At 70.4% G+C, this 20,973-nt stretch carries 23 protein-coding genes; 11 read left to right on the top strand and 12 right to left on the bottom strand.

Features of this window, described 5'->3' with window-relative positions; all coding sequences use genetic code 11:
* Window positions 1-197: 197 nt before the first annotated feature.
* A complete protein-coding gene (locus tag QM720_RS01580; protein WP_415124417.1) occupies window positions 198-803 on the bottom strand; it encodes a GNAT family N-acetyltransferase in 606 nt (201 codons plus the stop codon).
* 57 nt (window positions 804-860) lie between these two features.
* Window positions 861-1,175: a helix-turn-helix domain-containing protein gene (locus QM720_RS01585; RefSeq protein WP_415124418.1), complete on the bottom strand. Its 315-nt coding sequence runs from the start codon at window positions 1,173-1,175 to the stop codon at window positions 861-863.
* Window positions 1,176-1,444: 269 nt separating this feature from the next.
* Here QM720_RS01585 and QM720_RS01590 point away from each other — a divergent pair, with 269 nt between their 5' ends.
* Genes QM720_RS01590 through QM720_RS01600 form a run of 3 tightly spaced genes read left to right on the top strand, consistent with a single transcriptional unit; the run spans window position 1,445 to window position 3,893 of the window.
* Window positions 1,445-2,122: a hypothetical protein gene (locus QM720_RS01590; RefSeq protein ID WP_415124419.1), complete on the top strand. Its 678-nt coding sequence runs from the start codon at window positions 1,445-1,447 to the stop codon at window positions 2,120-2,122.
* A gap of 43 nt (window positions 2,123-2,165) precedes the next feature.
* Window positions 2,166-2,738 (top strand): hypothetical protein, encoded by a 573-nt coding sequence (locus QM720_RS01595; RefSeq protein ID WP_415124420.1) that lies wholly within the window; start codon window positions 2,166-2,168, stop codon window positions 2,736-2,738.
* Window positions 2,739-2,762: 24 nt separating this feature from the next.
* Complete coding sequence (locus QM720_RS01600) at window positions 2,763-3,893, top strand: SPFH domain-containing protein (protein WP_415124421.1); 1,131 nt, start codon at window positions 2,763-2,765, stop codon at window positions 3,891-3,893.
* Between the two features lie 63 nt (window positions 3,894-3,956).
* Here QM720_RS01600 and QM720_RS01605 read toward each other — a convergent pair whose 3' ends face one another.
* Window positions 3,957-5,894 (bottom strand): helicase HerA-like domain-containing protein, encoded by a 1,938-nt coding sequence (locus QM720_RS01605; RefSeq protein ID WP_415124422.1) that lies wholly within the window; start codon window positions 5,892-5,894, stop codon window positions 3,957-3,959.
* A 13-nt stretch (window positions 5,895-5,907) separates the two neighbouring features.
* Window positions 5,908-6,606, bottom strand: a complete 699-nt coding sequence (locus QM720_RS01610; protein ID WP_415124423.1) for a phosphatase PAP2 family protein — start codon at window positions 6,604-6,606, stop codon at window positions 5,908-5,910.
* Between the two features lie 84 nt (window positions 6,607-6,690).
* Between QM720_RS01610 and QM720_RS01615 the strand changes: the two genes are divergently transcribed.
* Together QM720_RS01615 and QM720_RS01620 are read left to right on the top strand one after the other, a co-directional pair.
* Window positions 6,691-7,398, top strand: a complete 708-nt coding sequence (locus QM720_RS01615; protein WP_415124424.1) for a DUF3105 domain-containing protein — start codon at window positions 6,691-6,693, stop codon at window positions 7,396-7,398.
* Window positions 7,395-8,063 (top strand): DUF305 domain-containing protein, encoded by a 669-nt coding sequence (locus QM720_RS01620; protein WP_415124425.1) that lies wholly within the window; start codon window positions 7,395-7,397, stop codon window positions 8,061-8,063. Before QM720_RS01615 ends, QM720_RS01620 begins: the two co-directional genes overlap by 4 nt.
* A 61-nt stretch (window positions 8,064-8,124) precedes the next feature.
* Here QM720_RS01620 and rplL read toward each other — a convergent pair whose 3' ends face one another.
* The 3 genes from rplL to QM720_RS01635 form a co-directional block, all read right to left on the bottom strand.
* Window positions 8,125-8,514 (bottom strand): 50S ribosomal protein L7/L12, encoded by a 390-nt coding sequence (rplL, locus tag QM720_RS01625; RefSeq protein WP_415124426.1) that lies wholly within the window; start codon window positions 8,512-8,514, stop codon window positions 8,125-8,127.
* A 41-nt stretch (window positions 8,515-8,555) separates the two neighbouring features.
* Window positions 8,556-9,071 carry a 50S ribosomal protein L10 gene (gene rplJ / locus QM720_RS01630; RefSeq protein ID WP_415124427.1) on the bottom strand — a complete coding sequence of 172 codons (516 nt, stop codon included), beginning with the start codon at window positions 9,069-9,071 and terminating at the stop codon, window positions 8,556-8,558.
* A 310-nt stretch (window positions 9,072-9,381) separates the two neighbouring features.
* Window positions 9,382-10,401 (bottom strand): hypothetical protein, encoded by a 1,020-nt coding sequence (locus QM720_RS01635; protein ID WP_415124428.1) that lies wholly within the window; start codon window positions 10,399-10,401, stop codon window positions 9,382-9,384.
* Window positions 10,402-10,638: 237 nt separating this feature from the next.
* Between QM720_RS01635 and QM720_RS01640 the strand changes: the two genes are divergently transcribed.
* Together QM720_RS01640 and QM720_RS01645 are read left to right on the top strand one after the other, a co-directional pair.
* Window positions 10,639-11,376 (top strand): hypothetical protein, encoded by a 738-nt coding sequence (locus QM720_RS01640; protein WP_415124429.1) that lies wholly within the window; start codon window positions 10,639-10,641, stop codon window positions 11,374-11,376.
* Between the two features lie 10 nt (window positions 11,377-11,386).
* Window positions 11,387-12,070, top strand: coding sequence for a YqaJ viral recombinase family protein (locus QM720_RS01645; RefSeq protein ID WP_415124430.1), 684 nt, complete (start codon window positions 11,387-11,389; stop codon window positions 12,068-12,070).
* 33 nt (window positions 12,071-12,103) lie between these two features.
* Here QM720_RS01645 and QM720_RS01650 read toward each other — a convergent pair whose 3' ends face one another.
* Complete coding sequence (locus QM720_RS01650) at window positions 12,104-13,288, bottom strand: Fic family protein (RefSeq protein ID WP_415124431.1); 1,185 nt, start codon at window positions 13,286-13,288, stop codon at window positions 12,104-12,106.
* 198 nt (window positions 13,289-13,486) lie between these two features.
* Between QM720_RS01650 and QM720_RS01655 the strand changes: the two genes are divergently transcribed.
* On the top strand, window positions 13,487-15,196 hold the full coding sequence (locus QM720_RS01655) for an MDR family MFS transporter (protein ID WP_415124432.1): 1,710 nt from the start codon (window positions 13,487-13,489) through the stop codon (window positions 15,194-15,196).
* The gene (locus tag QM720_RS01660) at window positions 15,189-15,653 is read left to right on the top strand and encodes a MarR family winged helix-turn-helix transcriptional regulator (RefSeq protein ID WP_415124433.1); all 465 of its coding nucleotides are present in this window, start codon (window positions 15,189-15,191) and stop codon (window positions 15,651-15,653) included. Before QM720_RS01655 ends, QM720_RS01660 begins: the two co-directional genes overlap by 8 nt.
* Before the next feature lie 18 nt (window positions 15,654-15,671).
* On the opposite strand, the gene QM720_RS01665 is transcribed toward QM720_RS01660, so the two are convergent.
* The 3 genes from QM720_RS01665 to QM720_RS01675 are packed head-to-tail and all read right to left on the bottom strand — an operon-like array spanning window position 15,672 to window position 19,224.
* A complete protein-coding gene (locus QM720_RS01665; RefSeq protein WP_415124434.1) occupies window positions 15,672-16,556 on the bottom strand; it encodes a PfkB family carbohydrate kinase in 885 nt (294 codons plus the stop codon).
* 44 nt (window positions 16,557-16,600) lie between these two features.
* The gene (locus QM720_RS01670) at window positions 16,601-18,280 is read right to left on the bottom strand and encodes a carboxyltransferase domain-containing protein (RefSeq protein ID WP_415124435.1); all 1,680 of its coding nucleotides are present in this window, start codon (window positions 18,278-18,280) and stop codon (window positions 16,601-16,603) included.
* On the bottom strand, window positions 18,277-19,224 hold the full coding sequence (locus tag QM720_RS01675; protein ID WP_415124436.1) for a LysR family transcriptional regulator ArgP: 948 nt from the start codon (window positions 19,222-19,224) through the stop codon (window positions 18,277-18,279). Before QM720_RS01675 ends, QM720_RS01670 begins: the two co-directional genes overlap by 4 nt.
* Before the next feature lie 68 nt (window positions 19,225-19,292).
* Here QM720_RS01675 and QM720_RS01680 point away from each other — a divergent pair, with 68 nt between their 5' ends.
* Window positions 19,293-19,910, top strand: a complete 618-nt coding sequence (locus QM720_RS01680) for a LysE/ArgO family amino acid transporter (RefSeq protein ID WP_415124437.1) — start codon at window positions 19,293-19,295, stop codon at window positions 19,908-19,910.
* 1 nt (window position 19,911) lies between these two features.
* On the opposite strand, the gene QM720_RS01685 is transcribed toward QM720_RS01680, so the two are convergent.
* Window positions 19,912-20,250 carry an iron chaperone gene (locus tag QM720_RS01685; protein ID WP_415124438.1) on the bottom strand — a complete coding sequence of 113 codons (339 nt, stop codon included), beginning with the start codon at window positions 20,248-20,250 and terminating at the stop codon, window positions 19,912-19,914.
* Window positions 20,251-20,341: 91 nt separating this feature from the next.
* Between QM720_RS01685 and QM720_RS01690 the strand changes: the two genes are divergently transcribed.
* Entirely contained in the window at window positions 20,342-20,611 is a 270-nt protein-coding gene (locus QM720_RS01690) for an acylphosphatase (RefSeq protein ID WP_415124439.1), read from the top strand.
* Window positions 20,612-20,973 lie beyond the last annotated feature (362 nt).

Here is a 20,973-nt window from a genome sequence, read left to right on the forward strand (position 1 = left end):
CTCGTCGTGCGCCGACCGCCCGCGTCCGCCGTGCCGAACGCAGGGTGAAACGTCCCTTCGGACCGTTCGCGGGCCGCAGATGCGCGATGCACCCTGCGTTCGGCACGGCGTCCAGCACTAACAGGCCCACGCGGCGCCCGGGCGCAACCGCACGCATCTCGCCGGACTGCGCCGGCTCTGCCGCCGGCGACCGCGCGTCAGAGCGGCATCCCGAACGCCTGCACGCCCGCGTGGGACGGCAGCGGCGTGAAGCCGAGCCGGGTGTAGAAGGCGAGCGCGCCGGTGTTCTCCGCCGAGGCGACAAGGTGGAGCCCTGCCACTCCCCGCTCGCGCAGCTCCGCGACGAGCGTCGCGATCAGGCGGCGCCCCCAGCCCTTGCCCTGCAATTCGGGCAGCAGGTCGATGTGCAGGTGCGCGGGGTACGCGTCGCCGAACGGCTCCGCCCCGGCGCGGCGTCCGTACGCGTACGCCAGCAGGCCGTCCTGGCGCGTGCGCTCGTCCTCGGGGCCGGTCGGCAGCGGCCGACGGCCGGCGAACCGCGGCCACCACGTCGTCGCGAACCAGTCCTCGAACGCGCGCGTGTCGTCGGTGCCGACGACGTAGCCGGCGACGCGGCCGTCGCCCGTCTCCACGACCCACGCGAGATCCGGATACCGCGCGACATACGGCAGCACGAACACCTCGCCCCACAGGTCGTCGTCGGCGAGGATGCCGGTGGCATCCGCCCCGGCATCCGCGGTCTTCAGGCAGATGTCGATGAGGGCGGTTTCATCACCGGCTCGGAATGGGCGCACGTGCGGCATCCGGGCAGTCTACGGCGAGCCCGGCGATCACACCTGTTCCAATCCGCGGCCGTCGAGTCAGGCTGAGCCGACTTCGCCGCGACGCCTCAGCTCGCGGCGGAAGTCCGCCTCAGAATAGGGCTTGATCTCCGTCGGCAAGTCCTCCGCCGTCAAGCCCCGTACGAAGAGCTCGGGCTTCGCGTCGAGGGCAGTTGCCAGCTGAATCAACACGTAGAGCGTCGGATTTCCCTGGCCGCCTTCAATGCGAGCGAGATGACTCACGTCCATGTCCGCCCGCTCAGCGAGAGTCTTGCGGCTCATCGTCGCCTTGTGGCGAAGATCGCGCACGAGCTGGCCGACATGATCGGATGCTCGTGACCGCGGTTCCTTCATGCTCCCAGCGTTCCGGCAGGGTGCACGAACTCAACTTGCATTTATGCATGTGCTTATACGAGAGTGATCCTGTGGCCGCGAGATGGCCACAACGCCTCTGGGGACGTCCGAGCAGGCGTCTGCACGGCACGAGCCGTCTTCGGACAGCTCCTCGCCGATCCCTGCACTGAGAACAGCATCCGGAGGTGAAGGTGCGCGCGCTGGTTATGGCCGCTGCATTCGTGGTGGCGATCGGTCTCGCGGGCTGCGGGGCCGCCAAGAATGTAGTCATGCCCGACGTCACGGGCAAGAGCCTCGACGTCGCACTGAGCGACATCGAGCGCGCCGGCCTCGGCGATGATGTCGAGGTGCTGGGTGGCGGGCTGTTCGGTGTCGTGGAGAAGTCCAACTGGCAGGTCTGCGTCCAGACGCCGGTGGCGGGCGAGATCGTGACGGGAAAGCCCCGGCTGGAGGTCGACCGCTCGTGCGACGACGACGCAGCCGACGACGCGACGGCCACGCCCGAAGCCGACGCGTACGTGTACGCGGGCCCGCCGTACGAGGTGGTCGCGACGGAGGAAACCGGCATCGGACTGACCCGCCACTGGGTCCTCACGGCCCCGCAGGACTACTCGACCGCTGCATACCGGGACCAGTTCAAGCTGATCATCGCGGACGTCGCGAGGGCGGCGGGATCCGCCGAGATCGTCGTCGAGGTCGTCACCGACCCAGAGATCATCGACGCGGAGTCTGCGGCGACGATCGCCGACTGGATGAACACCCACGACGCGGCCTACATCAAGGAGTTTCTCCTCACGCGGGAAGCGTCGGGGTGGGTCGCCTCGTACACCGGAGGCTACGACTACGACGCGGGCGAGAGCTCCGCGACCGCACACGAGGTCATCTGGTTCGGTTCATCGACGGATGCCGAGATCGAGCGGGGCTGGAAGCCGGACATCGCCGACTGAGTCGGCGCGGGTAAGAGCGGGCAAGAGGACGGAGAGTGCGCCGATGGCGAACGCATACAGATTACAGCCCAACGAGGCCGTACTGTTCAAGGACGAGCGCGTCAAGCACGGCGGTACCTGGGCGGGCTACAGCGACGAGCTGATCCTGACCAACCTCAACCTCGTGGTGGTCAAGAAGGGCGCCTTCGGCGGAAGCAAAGGCACGTTGACCTTCCCGCTGTCCCAGATCAAGGTCCACAATCAGCAGGCTCAAGCCTCGGCGAAGAAGATCAGCGCCAATTACTGGGCCGTCGAGGTCTACTTGCTCAACGGTGAAGAGACGTTCCACCTCTCCAGCGGCGGCCAGAAACGCGCGAACGAGTGGGTGGCGAAGATCAACGAGGCCGTCACCGGCGTCTCGACGCCGGTCCAGCCCGGGGCACGAGCGATCCCGGGCGCCGAGGCGGTCGCCGGTGTCCTGAAGGACACGATCGGGGTGTTCAAGTCGAAGTTGGGAACCGCGCCTGCCGCTCCCTCAAAGGTCTCCACGAAGTGCACCGCCTGCGGCGCACCGGTATCGGGGACGCAGGGGCAGGCCGTCACCTGCGAATACTGCAGCTCCGTGCAGACACTCTGATCATCGAAGGGGACGGCATCAACGATGGGCATCATCCAGGCTTTCACCGGGGCAATAGGCGGCACGTTCGCCGACCAGTGGAAGGACATCATCACCGCGGGCGCGTTCGATGAGCGGACCGTGGTCGCGCCAGGTCTCTTCCAGCAGACGAACAACGGTCGCGGATCGAATTATCGAGGCTCTGCCGATGTCATCTCGAACGGTTCGAAGATCTTCGTTCCCGAGAACACGGCCGCGTTCATCTTCAGTCAGGCCGGTATCGAGGACGTCATCGTCGAACCCGGCGGCTATGAGTATCAGAACGGGTTGCCGAGCGTCTTCAACGGCGACGGCCTCACGACATCCTTCGTCAGCCAGGCGATCGACCGATTCGGGTACGGCGGGCAGACTTCCGAGCAGAAGTACCTCGCCTTCGTCAATCTGCGCGAGCTGCGCGGTCTCAAGTTCGGGACTCGCGGCCCCATGGTCTACCACGACCGCTTCTACGGCGCAGACCTGGAGATCGTCGCGTACGGAACCTTCTCGCTGCGTGTCGTCGATCCGGTCGCGTTCGTGCGAGGTTTTCTGCCCCCCAACGTCCGCTATTACACGTTCGACAGTCCCGAGGCCCGCCAGCAGATCACGTCCGAGTTCCTGCAGGCGTTCCTCGTCGCCATCAACTCACTCTCCGCAACGCATCGCGTGTCGGAACTGCCGTCACAGGTCGGCGCCGTCGCCGAACTGATCGCCGACGACGACTCGACGCTCGGATCGTGGATCAGCCGCTACGGACTCGACGTCGTGCAGGTCGGCATCGAGAGCATCGAGTTCTCCCCCGCATCGCGCGAGCTGGTCAAGCAGTACTCCGCGAACAGGATGAACCTCACGGCCTTCGAGAACGTCTCACAGCACGCGTCGGATGTCGCGGCCCAGCAGAAGGTGGCTCAGGGCGTGCAGGATCATGGGCTCGGGGACGGCGGAGGCATGCTCTTCGGCATGAACCTCGCCCAGAGCCTCAACCCGCAGACGGCCGCACCAGCGGCCATGGCGGCCCCGGCCACCGTCTCACTCGACGAGCAGATCGAGACGGTGAAGAAGCTGAAGGAGCTGCTCGACGCCGGCATCCTGTCGCAGGACGAGTTCGAGGCGAAGAAGAAGCAGGTCATGGGCTTCTGACTGCCCTCAGCGGGCAGCGGCGCCCGCGGTGCGGGGTTGTCGGTCGCAGGCGGATGCCGACGCTCACCGCCGCCCGTTGCCGAACACGCCGCGGATGACGGAGTTGAGGATCGTCTGCGTCGTCTTCGAGTTCAGCACCTGCTCGATCGGGCTCTTCTCGACTTTGCGAGTCGTGCGCGACGAGCCGCCGGAGGCCTTCATGAGCCGGTCGTACTCCTTCTGCCGCTCGCGTTCGGCGGCGGCATCCGCCTTCGCGATCGCCGCCTGCTGCTTGGCGAATTCGGCGTCGGCCTTGGCTTTCGCGGCCGCAGCATCCTGCGCCACCTGCGTCTCGGCCGCGGCGTTCAGCTTCGCGGTGAGGAGCTCGCGCGCCGACTCCGGGTCGATCGCGGTACCGTACTTCGCGAGCAGCGGCGACGCGTGCACGGCGCGCTCGATGTCGGGGTCGGGCGTCGGGCTCATGAGCCCCTGCGGCGCACGCAGACGCGTCCAGGCGACCGGCGTCGGTGCGCCCTTCTCGCTCATGACGGTGACGATGGCCTCGCCGGTGGCGAGCTCCTGCAGCACGCGCTCCAGGTCGTAGCCCGACCGCGGGTAGGTGCCGACCGTCGCGCGCAGCGCCTTCGCGTCGTCGGGCGTGAAGGCGCGCAGCGCGTGCTGCACGCGCGAGCCGAGCTGGGCGAGCACGTCCGACGGCACGTCCTTCGGGGTCTGGGTCACGAAGAACACGCCCACGCCCTTCGAGCGGATGAGCCGCACGGTCTGCGTGATCGCCGCCAGGAAGTCCTTCGACGCGTCCGTGAACAGCAGATGCGCCTCGTCGAAGAAGAACACGAGCTTGGGCTTGTCGGCATCCCCCACCTCGGGCAGGATCTCGAACAGCTCGGCCAGCAGGTACATGAGGAACGTCGAGAACAGCGCCGGCTTGTCGACGACGCCCGGCACCTCCAGCAGCGAGACGATGCCGCGCCCGTCGGCCGCGGTGCGCAGGAAGTCGCGCACGTCGAACTCGGGCTCACCGAAGAACACGTCGGCGCCGTCGTCGGCGAACGTGATGAGCTCGCGCAGGATCACCCCGGCCGTCGCCGGCGACAGCCCGCCGAGCTCCTTCAGTTCGGCCTTGCCGTCGTCGCTCGTGAGGTAGCTCAGCACCGCGCGCAGGTCGGACAGGTCGACGAGTGCGAGCCCGTTCGCGTCGGCGTAGTGGAACACGAGCCCGAGGCTCGACTCCTGCGTCTCGTTGAGACCCAGCACCTTGCTCAGCAGCAACGGCCCGAAGCCCGACACCGTCGCGCGCACGGGCACGCCCTTGCCGACGCCGCCGAGGGCGTAATACTCCGTGACGGATGCCGCGGGCTTCCAGTCCTGCCCGATCGCCTGCGTGCGCGCGAGCAGCTTCTCGTTCGGCACGCCGGGGGTCGCGACGCCCGACAGGTCGCCCTTGATGTCGGCGGCGAACACCGGCACGCCCTTCGCGGCGAGCTGCTCGGCGAGCCCCTGCAGCGTGCGGGTCTTGCCTGTTCCGGTCGCGCCGGCGACGAGCCCGTGCCGGTTCATCATCGCGAGCGGAATGCGGATCTGCGCCTGCGGCACCGGGTCGGTGTTCATGAGCGCGCCGAGGTCGAGGGTCTCGGCATCGAAGGTGTAGCCGGTGACGATCGCTGCGACCTGGTCGGCGTTCAGGGGTCCGGATGCCGTGTCCACCGCGGCCGGCGCTGTCGGATTCTGAGGAGATGTCGGATTCTGAGGAGCGGATGCCGGTGCTGCGTCCTCAGAATCCGTCTTCTCCTCAGGAACCGACGCGGTCGGGGCGGGAGTCGGGTCGGCCGGGGATCCGGGTGCCGCATCGGGCACCGGGGATTCGGATGCCGGGGACTCCGCCGCCGCAGCAGCCTTCGCGGCGGCGAGCGCCGCCTTGGCCTGGGCGAGCTTGAGGGCGGCTTCTGCCGCCTCGGCCTCGGCCTCGAGTCGGGCAAGTTCGGCGTCGTCGGCAGCACTCATGCACTCAGCGTACTCACGGCGCCCGCCCGACGCCGAGCTTGTGCACACGGTCACGGCGGGCGGCCTCGCGGGAAACAGAGACGGTCAGGGCGGAGGCCACCACGAGGGCCGCACCGACGCCGATCATCGCGCCGCCGGCCGTGTCGGTGAGCCAGTGGGCGTGCACGATCGTGCGGCTGAACCCCATCGCGAGCGCCCACGCGGCCCCCGTGAGAGCCACCCACACGCGCGGGAACACGACGACGGCGATCGTGGCGAGCGTCGCGGCGTTGGCCGTGTGACCCGAGGGGAACGAGCCGTGGTCGGAGACGACGAGCATGTCCTCGGGCCGGACCCGGTCGGAGATCCCCTTGATCACCTGCACGACCCCGGCGCTGACCACTGACGCCGCCACCACCAGAACTCCGGCCCACGGCCGGCGCAGCACGAGCATCACCGCGAGGCCGGCCAGCGGCACGACGAAGGTCGCGAACCAGCCTCCACCGAGGAAGTTCATCGCGAACGCGAACGGCACGAGCGACGTGAACCGATCGACCACGCCGTTCCACCGCACGTCGATCGCCGGGGTGTCGGCGACGCCTGCGGCACCGAGGATGCCGACCCCCACCGCGAGCACGAGCAGCACGACGCCGACCACCAGCCGCTGCAATGCGACGGTGATCGTCCGGTCATCGGCCCGCGGCGCGGGCGTCGTGTCGGCGGTCTTCTCCACGGCCCCATTGTGCCCGACGGTGCCCGACGGCGCCCGACGGCGCCCCGGCTTCGCAGTCCACCCCACGCGTAGGATCGAAAGACCATGACATCGTCCGGAAAGCGCACGAGCGGCAACCCCGCCACCCAGGCCCAGCTCGACCTCACGATCAAGCAGCAGCGCGAGCAGCAGAAGCAGGACAAGCTCGCCGAATATCGGCGTCAGCTCGCCCGGCGCCGCCGCAGCCGGCTCACCTGGTGGATCGTGGGCGGCACCGCGGGGCTCGTGGTGATCGCGCTGGTCGTGGCATCCATCGTCTTCGCCCCGCGCTCCGCGAACGAGTACACGGCCAACGACAGCACCGGCGCGACCATCGAGGGCGTCGAGACGTTCACGAACGAGACGGAGCACGTCACGGGCACCGTCGACTACCCGCAGAACCCGCCGGCGGGCGGCCCGCACAACCAGTACTGGCTGAACTGCGGCGTCTACGACGAGCCGCAAACCAACGAATACGCCGTGCACTCGCTCGAGCACGGCGCCGTCTGGGTCACCTACGACGCCACGCAGGTCACGGGCGACGAGCTGCAGAAGCTGAAGGATCAGCTGCCGAACACCTACGTCATCCTCTCGCCGTACCCGGAGCTGCCGGCTCCGATCGTCCTCAGCGCCTGGAACGCGCAGCTGAAGCTCGACAGCGCCTCCGACGAGCGCATCCCGCAGTTCTTCGAGGAGTACTGGCGCAGCCAGAACGTGCCCGAGCCGAACTCGGCGTGCACCGGCGCGGTCGACGGACCCGGCAAGCAGTCGTGACCGCGGCATCCGGCGCGCAGGCCGCGCGGACGCTGCCGCCGTGGTGGGCGGTGCTGCTGGTGGCCCTCGCGGTCATCGGCGTCGCCTTCGCGGTCGGCCGCTTCACGACGTTCGGCGCGGCGTCTGCGACACCGGGCACCGACTCGCCCGAGGCCGGCTTCGCCCGCGACATGCAGGTGCACCACGGGCAGGCGATCGAGCTCGCGATGGACATCTACCGCACCACCGACAGCGACGACATCCGCGTGCTCGCCTACGACATCGCGACCTCGCAGTCGGCGCAGAGGGGTGAGCTCTATGACTGGCTCGTGAAGTGGAACCTGCCGCAGGCCGGCGGGCCGCTGATGTCGTGGATGGCGGATGCCGACACGTCGCATCATCACGGGACGGATGCCGCGGCATCCGAAGACGACGCGATGGCGCAGATGGGCATGGCCAGCGCCGACGAGGTCGCCGCCATGCGGGCTGCGACCGGCACCGCGGCGGACTGCCAGTTCCTGGGCCTCATGATCCGCCATCATCGGGGCGCGCTGCCGATGGCGCAGGCGCTGCTGCACCTGGGGTCCGACCCTCGCGCCCTCCAGGTGGCGCAGGGGGTCGTCGACACCCAGTCGGCCGAGATCGACCTCATGACCTCGCTGCAGCAGCAGCTGTCGTGCGGCTGAGCCGGCGTGAAACGACGGATGCCCCCGGTTTCCCAGGGGCATCCGCCGCAGCGGGGCTGTCTTACTTGAGCGTCACCGAAGCGCCGGCCTCTTCCAGAGCGGCCTTGGCCTTCTCGGCGGCCTCCTTGTTGGCGCCCTCCAGGACGGCCTTGGGGGCACCGTCGACGACGGCCTTGGCCTCGCCGAGGCCGAGCGAGGTGAGCTCGCGGACGACCTTGATGACCTGGATCTTCTTGTCGCCGGCAGCCTCGAGGATGACGTCGAACGAGTCCTTCTCCTCGACCTCTTCGGCCGGGGCACCACCGGCGGGGGCGCCGGCAGCGGCGACCGCGACGGGGGCGGCGGCGGTGACGTCGAAGGTCTCCTCGAACGCCTTGACGAACTCGGACAGCTCGATGAGCGTGAGCTCCTTGAACGCGTCGAGCAGCTGCTCAGTGCTGAGCTTTGCCATGATGTTTCTCCTTGTGTGGGGTTCTTCTACGCCGGGCCCGATCAGGCCGCGGACTCCTGCTTCTCACGCAGCGCGTCGACCGTGCGAACGGCCTTCGACGGCAGCGCGTTGAAGACGTAGGCCGCCTTGGTCAGCGAGGCCTTCATCGCACCGGCGAGCTTCGCCAGCAGGACTTCACGGCTCTCGAGATCGGCGAGCTTGTTCACCTCGGCGGGCGTCAGGGGGGCACCGTCGAAGTAGCCGCCCTTGATCACCAGCAGAGGGTGTGCCTTGGCGAAGGCACGCAGGCCCTTCGCGACGGCGACCGGGTCACCGTGCACGAAAGCGATGGCAGACGGGCCCTTGAGCTCGTCGTCCAGCCCCTCGACCCCGGCATTGCGCGCCGCGATCTTGGTCAGCGTGTTCTTCACCACGGCGTATTCCGCGTCCTGACGGATGCTGTTGCGCAGCTCCTTGAGCTGCGCGACCGTCAGACCGCGGTACTCGGTCAGCAAAACGGCGGTCGAGTCCTCGAAGTTCTTCGTGAGCTCGGCGACCGATGCATCCTTGTGCGCCATGGCCACTCCTTGTCTGTACGAGACGCTCCGCGGTGGCGAAGCGCCTGCCGCGGACCGCCCCCCGCAACGAGAAAAGCTCCGGCGCAAGCGCACGGAGCTTCGGCCCGGTTTCCCGGAAGTTCGTGTCACCTGCGCGGGCCCCTGCGATGCAGAGCTTCGTCGGCATCCGCTTGCACGCATGCCGAGACCGGCGGTCTTTGGCTCCCTCCACTATATGCGCGCCCGTTCCGCGCACCAAATCGCGGCATCCCCCTCCCCGTTACCCCTCCCCACAGGCGTCGACCCCGCCGGTTGCGTACGGCCCTGCCCCTTACAGACCGTGCGCAACCGGCAGGTTCGGCAGAAAAGGGTGAGGTCGATGCGGCGGCAGCACGACGCCGAAGCTGCGCAGGCGCGCGGCGAGCGCGGCGGAGCTTATCGAGTCGGCGCTGCCGCCGCGGAGGACGCGTCTGCCCGTGACACCGCGCACCCAGTCTTCCCGTGACTTCTCGTCGAGCACCACCTGGCCACTCGTACGACCGGCGAGCATCGCGGGCTCGACGTACTTGCCAAGCCCATCGCACTCGTAGAAGCCGACCCCGGGGATCTCGATGTCCATCCAGAACACGCGGCCGTTCGGCCCGGGCACCGGCACCTGCAGCTGCGGTCGGGCAAAGCCGAGCCGCCACAGCTGCAGCGTGGTCACCGCCTCGAGCGGCAACTGCGCGCGGCCGTCCGCGATGTCCAGGAGTGCGGTGGCACGACGGATGCCCCGCATGCGCGGTCGTGCGCGCCCATGCAGCTCCGCACGCCACGCCTCTGCGGCGTCGTCGTCGAATCGTCGCGGATCGCCGCCGATGCGACCCACCGCGGCATCCAGGGCCGCGATCGCCACCTCCGGGCTGGCGAGCCGGGCAAGATCGTGGACCGTCCGCGCGAGCGACGTGCACCGCATGCCATCAACCTCGACGACGTCGTCGGGGTCGAGATCGGCCTCGTGACGATAGACGTCATCGATGCTGCGCCGCGCACCGGGAGCGCCGATGAGGTGCACGCGTCGCGGCTGCACCCGGTACAGCGGCAGCCCGTGCAGCACGGCCGCCGACGCCAGGGCAAACACGGGGCGCGTCCCCGCGGCATCCTCATTCACGGCGAGCACGTGCGCAAGATGACGCGCCTCGCTCCACAGCGCGTCCCACTCCTCACGCGCGACGTACCACCCCCGGCGCACGCGGTGCAGCTCGCGACCGGCAACGGCCGCCGCGATCGCGCGACCGGAGTGGCCGGCGTCGAGAAGCGCCGCGCGCGGTTGCAGTGCGCGAAGAAGGTCTGAAGCGGTGGCGTGGTGCATGCACCCCACGATGCCGGGCCGCTCGGCCCCGCGGACGCCGATCTGCCGGATCCGTGGACAGATCCGCGAACTGGTCGACTGGGGAGGAGGTCTTGAGCCTGCCTCTTGCGCGCGACCCCGCCGGTTGCGCACCGTCCGCAAGCGGCCTGGTCGCGCACAAGGGGCTGGGTCGATGGATGCGCGGGCGCGGGGCAGTGCGGCAAGGCCCAGTAGTGTGGATGCGGCATCCGACGCACGATGAGGACGGGAAGCGAGGCGGACGTGGTCGCTCCCGGCTCCCCCGCGACTGTCGACACGACGTCCGGCGCGGCGTCGCTGAAGTTGCCGATGATCGCGGCCGAAGTGCTCCCGTACGTCATCGCAGCAGAAGCACGGGCGGGTGCCGCCAGCGCGAAGGAGGCGGCCACGGCCGCGGCGCTCACCCGCGCCGAATACGGGAGCGCGGCGCGCTGGGCACTGGGACTGCTCGGGACCGTCCTCGCGGCGGTTGCGATACCGGCCGGCGTGTTCAGTGTGCCGTACCTCGACACCACGTTCCAAGACCACACCGGGATGATGGCCGCGATGACCCTCCCCCTGCTCGCCATCGCGGTCATCTTCGGCGTGCCGTCGCTGTGGCTGCTCTTCGTCTTGCACCGCGCCGGGCGTCGGCTGTCGCGCGCCGCCGCATACTGGGGGGCGCTCGCCCAGGGCTACGGGTACCGCACGACGAAACGTGGGCATCGGCCTCGTCTGCAACTCGGCTTCGGCGTCGACCTGCTCATGCGATTGGTCACCTCGGCATTCGCGCTTCTGCTGATCGCGTGCGTACTGCTCGAGACCGTGCCCTGGATTCTGACCGATCCGACCGTTTCTCTGGTCCACGTCGTCGTGCTCTGGGTCGCTCTGGCCGCCGCCGTCTGCGCCGGTCAGCTCGGCGGGGTTGTGCGCGTGTGGCGAGTGTCGAAGCGCGCCGGCGTCGGGGGTGCGGGTTAGCCTCGTAGGCATGAGTCCGGAGGTCTTCGCACGCGTCGCGCCGGACCTCGCCTCGCGCATCGTCGCCGACTCGCGTGACCGCGTCGCCTGGATGCGGGCGCGCTCGCGCGGCATCACCGCCACCGACGTCGCGCAGCTGACGAGCCACACCTCGATCGCGCGGGCGGCCGACGCGAAGCTCGGCGGCGGATCCGGCTTCTCCGGCAACGCCTACACCGACCACGGGCGCCGGCGCGAGCCGGAGATCGCGGCGTGGGTCGCCGCGACCCACGGCATCCAGCCGTCTTCCGCACTGTTCCATGCCGTCGTCGAGAAGCGCCACCTCGCCACCCCGGACGGGATCGCGGTGGATGCCGACGGTCGCGTCACCCTCGCCGAGATCAAGACGACCAACAAGACGTGGCGCTCGATCCCCCGCACGTATCTGCGGCAGGTGTGGTGGCAGCAGCACGTGCTGGGCGCCGAGCGCACGCTCGTCGTGTGGGAGGAGCACGACGGCTTCGTGCCCGTCGGCGACGAGCCGCGCTGCGCGTGGGTCGACCGCGACGAGCGCGAGATCGGCCAGCTCGTGCGCCTGGCCACCGAGTTGATCGACGAGCTCTACCGGCGGACGACACTGCGACGGGATGCCGGGACGGCCCGGCATCCGGCGACGCCGCGCGAACCGTATCGCGCGCTCGCTCTCACCGACTGACGAGGATGCCGCCACGCTCGCGTCGGTCGGCCTTCAGAGGCGTCCACGCCGCGCACGAGCCGCGAATTCGTCGAGAGCAGTGAGGATGGCGGGCGCCTGCCACACGCGATAACGCTCGCCGCCGGCCGCCTTCGTGAGGATCCCGAGATCGACCAGCGCCGCAAGAGCTCCGCCGACTGCGGCGGTGCTCACCCGGAGGGCATCCGCCGCCGTGTTCGCGGTGATGACGGGGTGGGTCGGGAGCAGATCGAGCAACCGGTGCACCGTCGCGTCGGATCGAGCAGTCACTTCCTCTCGCCACATCTCGCGGATCGCCGCAATGTCAGAGATCAAGCGCCTCCCGTGGCTGACGGCGGCAAACGCCGCGTCGGTCATGGCGTGAACGATCGCGTCGACGTCACCCTCGCGATAGTCCGTGAGAGCGTCGAAGTATTTCTGTGGATCGTGCAGGAGCCCCGCAGAGATCGGAACCGTGGTCTGGCGCGTGAGCCCGCTTCTGCGCAGCATGAGGTGGAGCAGAGCCCTCCCCGTCCGGCCGTTGCCGTCGGGGAAGGGATGAATGGTCTCGAATTGCGCATGAGCGATCGCGGCTTGCGGCAGCACCGGAACGTCGGTGCGCGCAATGAACTCGAAGAGATCGGCCATCAATGCCGGTACCCGTTCATGATGCGGTGGCACGAATTGCGCGTCGTGCGGGGAATACCGCGTGCCTCCGATCCAGACCTGTTCCTGGCGCCAGGCGCCGGTCATGTGCGGCGCAGACTCGCCGAGCAGTTCACGCTGGATCGCGATCACAGCGGACTCATCGAGATCTTGATCTGCCTGCAGTGCGGCGGTCATCGCACGAACGTTGGCAATGATGAGCTTCGCGTTCCCCGATCGCGCTCGTCCGATCTCGGCCAGCGCCACTTCCTTCGCCCTGGCGGTGAGATTTTCCACCTCTGAGCTCGAGGCGGACTCCGTTCGCAGCAGGATCGCGGCGAACACGGGCGCGACCGGACCGGCCTCGGCATCGAACCTGACCAGTTCGGCGCTCGCGTCCTCAGCGGCAGCGAGCACCTCGGGCTCCAGCACAGCAGGCGCATCGGCAATCAGTGGCGGCACCGCCGCACGATAGTCCCGGTGGATCCGCCGGAGTTGACGGCGTGACGCCGAGATCTCGCCGCCTCGAGGCCAGGGGCGCGACTCATAGCCGACGGCTTGCCAGGTGCCACCCATCGGATCCGCCTCCTCGTGTGCTCTAAGTAAAGGATACCTGCCTATCCCTTAGTTAGAGGGGTTCTTCTGAACCCGGGTACGGATAGTTGACACAGCTCAACAAGGCGCGTATGGTTGACCAGTCTCAACAGTTGATTGTCGTCAACTATCCCGCCACTCGGCACCGCAGCCCGCATCGTCGCACGTCAAGGAACCCCAATGTCTGAATCCCTCCCCGGGGCCACCGCGCCCCGCATGACCCAGCGTCAGGTGCTCGAAGCCCTGTCGGGTCTCATCCTCGGCATGTTCGTGTCGATGCTCGCCTCGACCGTCGTGTCCAGCTCGCTGCCGGTCATCATCCACGACCTCGACGGCAACCAGACCGCGTTCACCTGGGTCGTCACCGCCATGCTGCTGACGACGGCGATCTCCACCCCCATCTGGGGCAAGCTCGCCGACCTCACCAACCGCAAGGTGCTCTACCAGCTCGCGATCGTCATCTTCGTGCTGGCCACCGCCGCCGCCGGCTTCTCGCAGAACCCGGAGATGCTCATCGCGTTCCGCGCCGTGCAGGGCATCGGCGCCGGCGGTCTCGCCGCCCTCAGCCAGGTGCTCATGGCCGACATCATCAGCCCGCGCGAGCGCGGCCGCTACATGGGTCTGTTCGGCGCCGTCATGGCCGTCGCCACGATCGGCGGCCCGCTGCTCGGCGGCGTCATCACCGACGCGTGGGGCTGGCGCTGGAACTTCTTCGTCGCCCTGCCCGTCGCCATCCTCGCCCTCATCATGGTGCAGGCGACACTGCACGTGCCGGCGCGCCCGAAGAAGAAGACCTCGATCGACTACCTCGGCATCGTGCTGCTGTCGGTGGCGGTCTCGCTGCTGCTGGTCTGGGTCAGCAACGCCGGCACGACGACCACCGGCGACTGGGCCGACCTGGGCAACAACGACTGGTGGAGCCTGACGACCGTGCTCATGGTCGGCGGGGCGATCCTCGGCATCCTCCTGTTCATCGTCGTCGAACTGCGCTCGAAGGAGCCGCTCGTTCCGCTGACGCTGTTCCGCAACCGCACCTTCACCCTCTCGGTCATCGCCTCGATCGCCACCGGCATCGCGATGTTCGGCGCCTCGGTGTTCCTCAGCCAGTACATGCAGCTCGCCCGCGGCGCGACGCCGACCGAGGCCGGCCTCATGACGATCCCGATGATCGGCGGCCTGCTGGTCGCCTCCATCGTCGTCGGCGCCCTCATCACCCGCACCGGCAGGTGGAAGCCCTACCTCGTCGTCGGCGCCGTCCTGCTGATCGCCGGCTCGTACCTGCTGTCGACGATCCACTACGACACCGACTTCTTCCTCGTCTCGGTGTACATGTTCGCCCTCGGCGCCGGCGTCGGCATGACGATGCAGAACCTCGTGCTGGTCGTGCAGAACACGACGCGCCCCGAGGAGATCGGCGTCGCCAGCTCGGGCGTCACGTTCTTCCGCAGCCTCGGCGGCACGATCGGCGTGTCGGTCATGGGCGCGGCCCTCGCCGCCAAGGTCATCGACCTCGTCGCCGAGCGCAAGGAAGACATCACCACGGCGATCATGAGCCTCGGCGACAAGGCGCAGTACTGGGGCGAGCAGCTGCAGTCGGGGTCGCTGCCGAAGGTCGCGGAGATGCCCGAGGCGCTGCGCGTCGTCTTCGAGGACGTCTACGCCACCGGCATCTCGCACTCGTTCCTCATCGCCGTGCCGTTCGCCGTGCTGTCGCTCATCGCGATCGTGTTCCTGCCGAACAAGCCGCTCACGTCGATGACCACGACCGAGCGCCTGCAGGCCTCCGAGGCCGATTTCGCGACCGTCTCGGTGCCCGAGGCCATGGAGGTGCTGACCCCGACCGGGTCGATCCGCACCGTCGAGACGCCCCGCAGGTCGGACGATGACTGAGGATGCCGCCGGCATCGGCTCCGCCTCGCGCGCCGCGGCGGTGCGCGAACTGGAAGCGGAGTTCGGTGAGCTGATCAGCCGGTTCCGCCGGATCGTCGCGGACAACGCCGACCGGCTCTGCCCCGGGCTGCTGCCCGGCGCGTACAAGGTGTTCACGACGATCGCGCGGCGCGAGCAGGTGACCCTGTCGGCCCTGGCCGAGGCGATCCTGATGGACAAGGGTCAGCTCAGCCGCACCGTCCGCGAGCTGGAGAAGCTGAACCTCGTCGAGCGCACCCCCGACCCGACCGACGGCCGGTCGAGCCTGCTGTCGCCGACCGCGTTCGGCCTCGAGCGCCTGGACGCGGTCCGCGCACCCCAGCAGGGGCTGTTGCAGCGGGCGATCGAGGACTGGTCGCTCGACGACGTGCAGGCGCTCACCCGGCTGCTGCGCGCCCTCCACAACGGCGTCGAATAGCCGCCGATCGAGCGCGCGTCACCGCGCGGCGTCGACCTCGGCGCGCGTGGGCGGGTTGGCGCCGGCGCGCGACACCGTGATGCCGGCCATCACGGCCGCTCGCCGCAGCGCCTGGGCGAACAGCGCGGGGTCGTCGAACACGGCCGCGTCGTCGAGGGCGCTGGAGATGAGGCTCGCCATGTAGGCGTCGCCCGCTCCGATCGTGTCGGCGACCGAAACCGGCAGCGCGTCGACCGACGCGATGCCACCCGGCCCGAGCCCGATCGCCCCCTCGCCGCCGCGCGTCATGACGACGATGCGCGGGCCGAGTGCCGCGATCGCCCCGAGCACCGCGGCGGGCGCGAGACCCGGATACAGCCATTCGGCGTCTTCGTCGCTGAGCTTGACGAGGTCGGCGACGGATGCCGCGGCCTCGAACCGCGACAGCGCGTCGCCGTGCGCGCCCACCAGCGCGGGCCGGATGTTCGGGTCGACGCTGACCAGCGCCCCACCGGCGGCGGTGCGAAGCGCGTCGAGCACCGTGGCGCCGCCGGGCTCGAGGAACAGCGCGATCGAGCCGGTGTGCACCAGCCGGGCCTGCGGCGCCTCCTGCGCCGGCAGGCTCCAGTCGATCGCGAACTCGTACTCGGCCGATCCGTCGGCGCGCAGGCGCGCGCGGGCCGTGGAGGTCGCAGCATCCGTCCACGAGGCGTCGTCGACGACCGCGCCCGACTCCGACACCTGGTCCGCGATGCGCCGGCCGCGGTCGTCGCGGCCGAGCCGCGTCAGCAGGCGCACGTCGTGCCGCTGACGCGCCAGCCCCACCGCGACGTTGGCGGGGCTGCCGCCGACGAGTTCGACGTCTCCGGCATCCGTCTCGACGATATCGATCAGCGCCTCGCCGATCACCAGTGCTGCAGTCATGCGCTCAGTGTCGCGCACGCGGCCGTCGAATGCGAACTGCGTGGTCACGCGGGGCTGACCTCGACGAACCGCACCGGGTCGCCCGGCGCGAGCTGTGCGGCCAGGCGCAGGTCGTCGTGCACGACGACGGCGATCACCGGGTAGCCGCCGGTCACGGGGTGATCGGCGAGGAACACGATCGGCTCGCCGCCGGCGGGGATCTGGATCGCGCCCGCGACGACGCCCTCGCTGGGCAGCTCCCCCGGTATCGCGCGCTCGGGCGCGATACCGCCCGGGCTGTCGTCGCCGGCAGGGCCGAGACGGATGCCGACCCGATTGCTGCGCGGGTCGACGCGCCACGTGCGAGCGAGGAACCGCGTGACCGCGGGCGGCGTGAACCAGTCGTCGCGCGGGCCGAGTACGACCCGCAGCGACACGACGGGCCGGGCGCCGCCGGTGTGCGTGGCGCCCGCCAGCGGTTCGCCCACGGCGTCGACCGCGTCGCCTGCGAGGGCGACGACCTCTCCCGCGCGCAGCGGCGGCGGGCCGAGCCCGCTGAGGGTGTCGGTGGAGCGGCTGCCGAGCGTGCGCGGCGCGTCGACGCCGCCGCGGAGCGCGACCCAGCAACGGAGCCCGGCGGGCGGCGTGCCGGCATCCGCCGCGTCGAGGAACAGCCGGTCGCCGGGCCGCAGTGCGAAGGCACGCCCCGCCGGCTGCTCCGCTTCGAGGTCGCCCGCAACGACCACGGGGACGACGCCCGGTCCGGTCACGGCGACGACGAGGTCGCGCAGCGCCTCGACCTCGACCCCTCCCTCGCCGAGGCCGACGATCGCCTCGATCACCGCGGCGCCGCCGCCGTTGCCGACGAGACGGTTGGCATCCGCGGCGGCGACCGGATCGGCGACGCCGGAGGGCGACACCCCCGACGCCGCGAACCCCGGTCGTCCCCGATCTTCGATGAGCGCGAGCACGCCGGGCGACACGACGCGCAGCGCCGGGCGGTCGGGCGCCGCGGGCGCCGCACCGTCGCTTTCCGGCCGCGACGGCGCGTCACCGACCCCCGCGCCGCCGCGTGCGAGGGCGCGCACGGCGACGAACCGCACCTCGTCGCCCGGCGCGATCAGTGCGGGCGGGTCACGGTGCACGTCCCACACCGGCGCCTCCGTGCGGCCGATGAGCTGCCACCCGCCGGGAGAGTCCTGCGGGTAGACGGCGCTGTAGCCGCCGGCGAGCGCCACCGAGCCCGCCGGCACCCGCGTGCGCGGGCTCGCGCGGCGTGGGACGGCGAGCGCACCCGGCGCGCCCGGCGGGCCCGAGGCATCCAGCCGCGCGAGGTAGGCGAAGCCCGGGGCGAAGCCGCTGAAGTCGCTGCGCCACGGCGCGCCGGTGTGCCACGCGACGAGCGCGTCGACGCTCAGACCCAGGCGCGCCGCGAGCGGATCGAGGTCGTCGCCGTCGTAGACGACCTCGATCCGGTGCCGCGCTCCGGATGCCGCCTCCGCTCCGCCGCCCGCGTCGCCCGCCCGCGCCCGCAGCGCGGCCGGGTCGGGCCACGCCTGGCGGAACCGCACGAGCACGGTCGCGGCTCCCGGCACGACGTCGACCTGCCCGGGCAGCGGCGCGGCGACCAGCGCCGCCCGCACCCGCGCCGGCTCGCCGCGCCGCAGCCCGTCGACCAGCAGCGCCCGGTCACCGACGCGGCGCACGACGATCCCGTGCCCCGCGTCCTGCGACAGACCCGTCATCGCACGCCCTCCACTCCGGCGCCGCCGGCGGCGCCCGAACCCGCGCCCGTGCCGGTGTCGCTGCGCACCAGCATCCGTCGTCCCTCGGCGACGACCTCGTCGGCGACGGCGTCGAGCAGCGCCGACCGCAGGTTCCACTGCTGCCAGTACAGCGGAACCTCGATCACCGGCCCGCCGAGCGGCACGAGCGTGCCGGCCTCGAGCGCCGCCCGCGACTGCAGCCGCGGCAGCAGCGCCCAGCCGAGCCCGAGGAGGGTCGCAGCGGCGAAGTCGTGCGATGCGGGTACACGATGCCGCGGCGGCAGGGCGGCGTCGGCGCCCTGCGCCGCGAGCCAGCGCGACTGCAGCTCGTCGCGCCGGTCGAAGTCGATGAGCGGCGCCCGCGCCAGGGTGCCGGCATCCCTCCGCTCGGGGAACCACTCGGCGACGTACTCCGGCGTCGCCACGGCCTCGTACACGAGCGTGCCGAGCGCGATGACGCGGCACCCCGCCACCGCCTCCGCCCGCGAGGTGACGGCGCCCATCACGGTGCCCGCTTCGAGCAGTCCCGCGGTGAAGTCCTGGTCGTCGCGGTGCAGGTCGAACACGATCGGATGCCGCACGCTCAGCCGCTGCAGGGGTTCCAGGAACCACGTGGCCAGCGAGTCGGCGTTGACGGCGAGCGGAATGCTCACGCGCTCCTGCACCGCGCCGAGACCGGCGACGGCGTCGTGCTCGAGCAGGGCGAGCTGCCGCGCGAACCGGATGACCGGCAGCGCCGCCTCGGTCGGCCGAGCGGGCCGGGAGCGCACGAGCAGCACGCGCCCGAGCTGCTCCTCCAGCGCCTTGATGCGCTGGCTGATCGCCGACGGCGAGACGTGCAGCCGGGCGGCCGCGGCATCCAACGATCCCTCCTCGACGACGGCCGCGAGGGTCAGGGCCAAGTCCGGCGGGATGCGGATCATAAGCTCAGCTTACGCAACATCAGAATCATGAACTGGACTGCATCCGGGTTCGCCCGTACCGTCGGAGAGTGCTCACCCCCGCCCTCGCCGGCTTCGGCCTCGGACTGTCGCTCATCGTCGCGATCGGCGCGCAGAACCTGTTCGTGCTGCGCCAGGGCATCCGCCGCGAGCACGCCCTCGCGGTCGCGGCCGTCTGCGCCGCCTCCGACGCGGTGCTCATCGTCGTCGGGGTGTCGGGTCTCGGGCTGGCGCTGCACGCCCTGCCGTGGCTGATCACGGTCGTGCGCTGGGCCGGCTTCGCGTTCCTGCTCGGCTATGGCCTCCTCGCCGCCCGCCGCGCCCTGCGCCCGTCGGGCGCGGCGCTGCGGGTGGATGCCGCCCCCACGACGACGGGCGGCCGCCTCGTACCGGTGCTCGCGACGTGCCTCGCGCTCACCTGGCTCAACCCGCACGTCTACCTCGACACCGTCTTCCTGCTGGGTTCGGTCGCGAGCTCCTACGGCGACGCGCGGTGGTGGTTCGCCGCGGGGGCGGCGACGGCATCCGTCGTCTGGTTCTTCTCGCTCGCGCTCGGCGCACGCTACCTCGGCCGCTGGCTGCAGGCGCCGCGGGCGTGGCGGGTGCTCGACGGGACCATCGCCGTCGTCATGATCGCGATCGCGGTCGGCCTCGTCTGGCCGCAGTGACTCAGAGGTCGAGCTGCGCCTTGCGGGCGGCCACCAGCGCCCGGATGGTGTCGTCGGGCAGCGGCTCGGTGAAGCGGATCGTCCCCTTCGCGTGATCGACGCCGCCCAGCAGCGGCAGGATGTCCACGATCGCGGCGGGGCTGAAGGGGTACACCCCGAAGTGGCTCTTCGCCCGCATGACCGACAGCAGCGACGTGTCGCGGTAGCGGAGGGCGGGCATGCCGTAGCCGAGACCCTGCTCGGCATCCGGCACGATCTCGCGGGCGATGTCGTACACGTGCGCGATGACCGCGGCGTCGTCCGGATCGAGGCCGGCGAGGTAGTCGTCGATCGTGCCCATGGCGGCATCCTGTCAGTTTCTGCGCGGGCGCGACAGCCCCGCGCCTCCCGCACCTCCCCCGTGGCGCGCGCGTGCGCGGCAGGATGGGGTCATGAAGCGCGTACGGGTGCGGGTGCACGGAGAGGTCCAGGCCGTGGGGTTCCGCTACACGATGCAGCAGGTCGCGACCACGACCGGCGCGACCGGATGGGTGCGCAACCGCGCCGACGGCACCGTCGAGGCCGAGATCGAGGGCACCGACGCGCAGGTCGGCGACGTCCTCGCCTGGACGGCCCGCGGCCCGCGCGGCGGCCGGGTCGATCGCGTCGAGCAGGCCGAGATCGCGGTGGAGGGCTCGACGACGTTCGAGATCCGGTGGTAGCCGCCGCCAGCCCGGCCCGCAACACCCGACACCCGCAACCCGACACCCGCCAACCTGTCACAACCCGACACCCGACACCCGACACCCGCAAACCTGTCACAACCCGGGCCCAACACCACCCCATGAGCCCGGATGCCGCCACATCCGCAACGCCCGCAACCCGACCACCGCAAATCCGTCGCAAACGGCGGCTATCGCCTCGGATGGCCACGATTCGCGACGGACGAAGCCGACGCGCTCCGGTTCATCCGGCCCGAATCACGGTCAAAACCGCGGATAGACGCGATTCGCGACGGACGAAGGTGCGGCGCCGTCAGCCCGGCAGCCCCGCCGCGAGCGCGGCGAACACCGCCGCGTCGTCC

The organism is Microbacterium sp. (genome assembly GCF_047602155.1).
In the GTDB taxonomy this organism is placed as follows: domain Bacteria; phylum Actinomycetota; class Actinomycetes; order Actinomycetales; family Microbacteriaceae; genus Microbacterium.

What these genes read in the sequence shown, in the direction of transcription:
- QM720_RS01580 (WP_415124417.1), bottom strand. Translation starts at nt 803, where the DNA reads ATGCCGCACGTGCGCCCATTCCGAGCCGGTGATGAAACCGCCCTCATC.
- QM720_RS01585 (WP_415124418.1), bottom strand. Translation starts at nt 1,175, where the DNA reads ATGAAGGAACCGCGGTCACGAGCATCCGATCATGTCGGCCAGCTCGTG.
- QM720_RS01590 (WP_415124419.1), top strand. Translation starts at nt 1,445, where the DNA reads ATGCCCGACGTCACGGGCAAGAGCCTCGACGTCGCACTGAGCGACATC.
- QM720_RS01595 (WP_415124420.1), top strand. Translation starts at nt 2,166, where the DNA reads ATGGCGAACGCATACAGATTACAGCCCAACGAGGCCGTACTGTTCAAG.
- QM720_RS01600 (WP_415124421.1), top strand. Translation starts at nt 2,763, where the DNA reads ATGGGCATCATCCAGGCTTTCACCGGGGCAATAGGCGGCACGTTCGCC.
- QM720_RS01605 (WP_415124422.1), bottom strand. Translation starts at nt 5,894, where the DNA reads ATGAGTGCTGCCGACGACGCCGAACTTGCCCGACTCGAGGCCGAGGCC.
- QM720_RS01615 (WP_415124424.1), top strand. Translation starts at nt 6,691, where the DNA reads ATGACATCGTCCGGAAAGCGCACGAGCGGCAACCCCGCCACCCAGGCC.
- rplL (WP_415124426.1), bottom strand. Translation starts at nt 8,514, where the DNA reads ATGGCAAAGCTCAGCACTGAGCAGCTGCTCGACGCGTTCAAGGAGCTC.
- rplJ (WP_415124427.1), bottom strand. Translation starts at nt 9,071, where the DNA reads ATGGCGCACAAGGATGCATCGGTCGCCGAGCTCACGAAGAACTTCGAG.
- QM720_RS01635 (WP_415124428.1), bottom strand. Translation starts at nt 10,401, where the DNA reads ATGCACCACGCCACCGCTTCAGACCTTCTTCGCGCACTGCAACCGCGC.
- QM720_RS01640 (WP_415124429.1), top strand. Translation starts at nt 10,639, where the DNA reads ATGAGGACGGGAAGCGAGGCGGACGTGGTCGCTCCCGGCTCCCCCGCG.
- QM720_RS01645 (WP_415124430.1), top strand. Translation starts at nt 11,387, where the DNA reads ATGAGTCCGGAGGTCTTCGCACGCGTCGCGCCGGACCTCGCCTCGCGC.
- QM720_RS01650 (WP_415124431.1), bottom strand. Translation starts at nt 13,288, where the DNA reads ATGGGTGGCACCTGGCAAGCCGTCGGCTATGAGTCGCGCCCCTGGCCT.
- QM720_RS01655 (WP_415124432.1), top strand. Translation starts at nt 13,487, where the DNA reads ATGTCTGAATCCCTCCCCGGGGCCACCGCGCCCCGCATGACCCAGCGT.
- QM720_RS01660 (WP_415124433.1), top strand. Translation starts at nt 15,189, where the DNA reads ATGACTGAGGATGCCGCCGGCATCGGCTCCGCCTCGCGCGCCGCGGCG.
- QM720_RS01665 (WP_415124434.1), bottom strand. Translation starts at nt 16,556, where the DNA reads ATGACTGCAGCACTGGTGATCGGCGAGGCGCTGATCGATATCGTCGAG.
- QM720_RS01670 (WP_415124435.1), bottom strand. Translation starts at nt 18,280, where the DNA reads ATGACGGGTCTGTCGCAGGACGCGGGGCACGGGATCGTCGTGCGCCGC.
- QM720_RS01675 (WP_415124436.1), bottom strand. Translation starts at nt 19,224, where the DNA reads ATGATCCGCATCCCGCCGGACTTGGCCCTGACCCTCGCGGCCGTCGTC.
- QM720_RS01685 (WP_415124438.1), bottom strand. Translation starts at nt 20,250, where the DNA reads ATGGGCACGATCGACGACTACCTCGCCGGCCTCGATCCGGACGACGCC.
- QM720_RS01690 (WP_415124439.1), top strand. Translation starts at nt 20,342, where the DNA reads ATGAAGCGCGTACGGGTGCGGGTGCACGGAGAGGTCCAGGCCGTGGGG.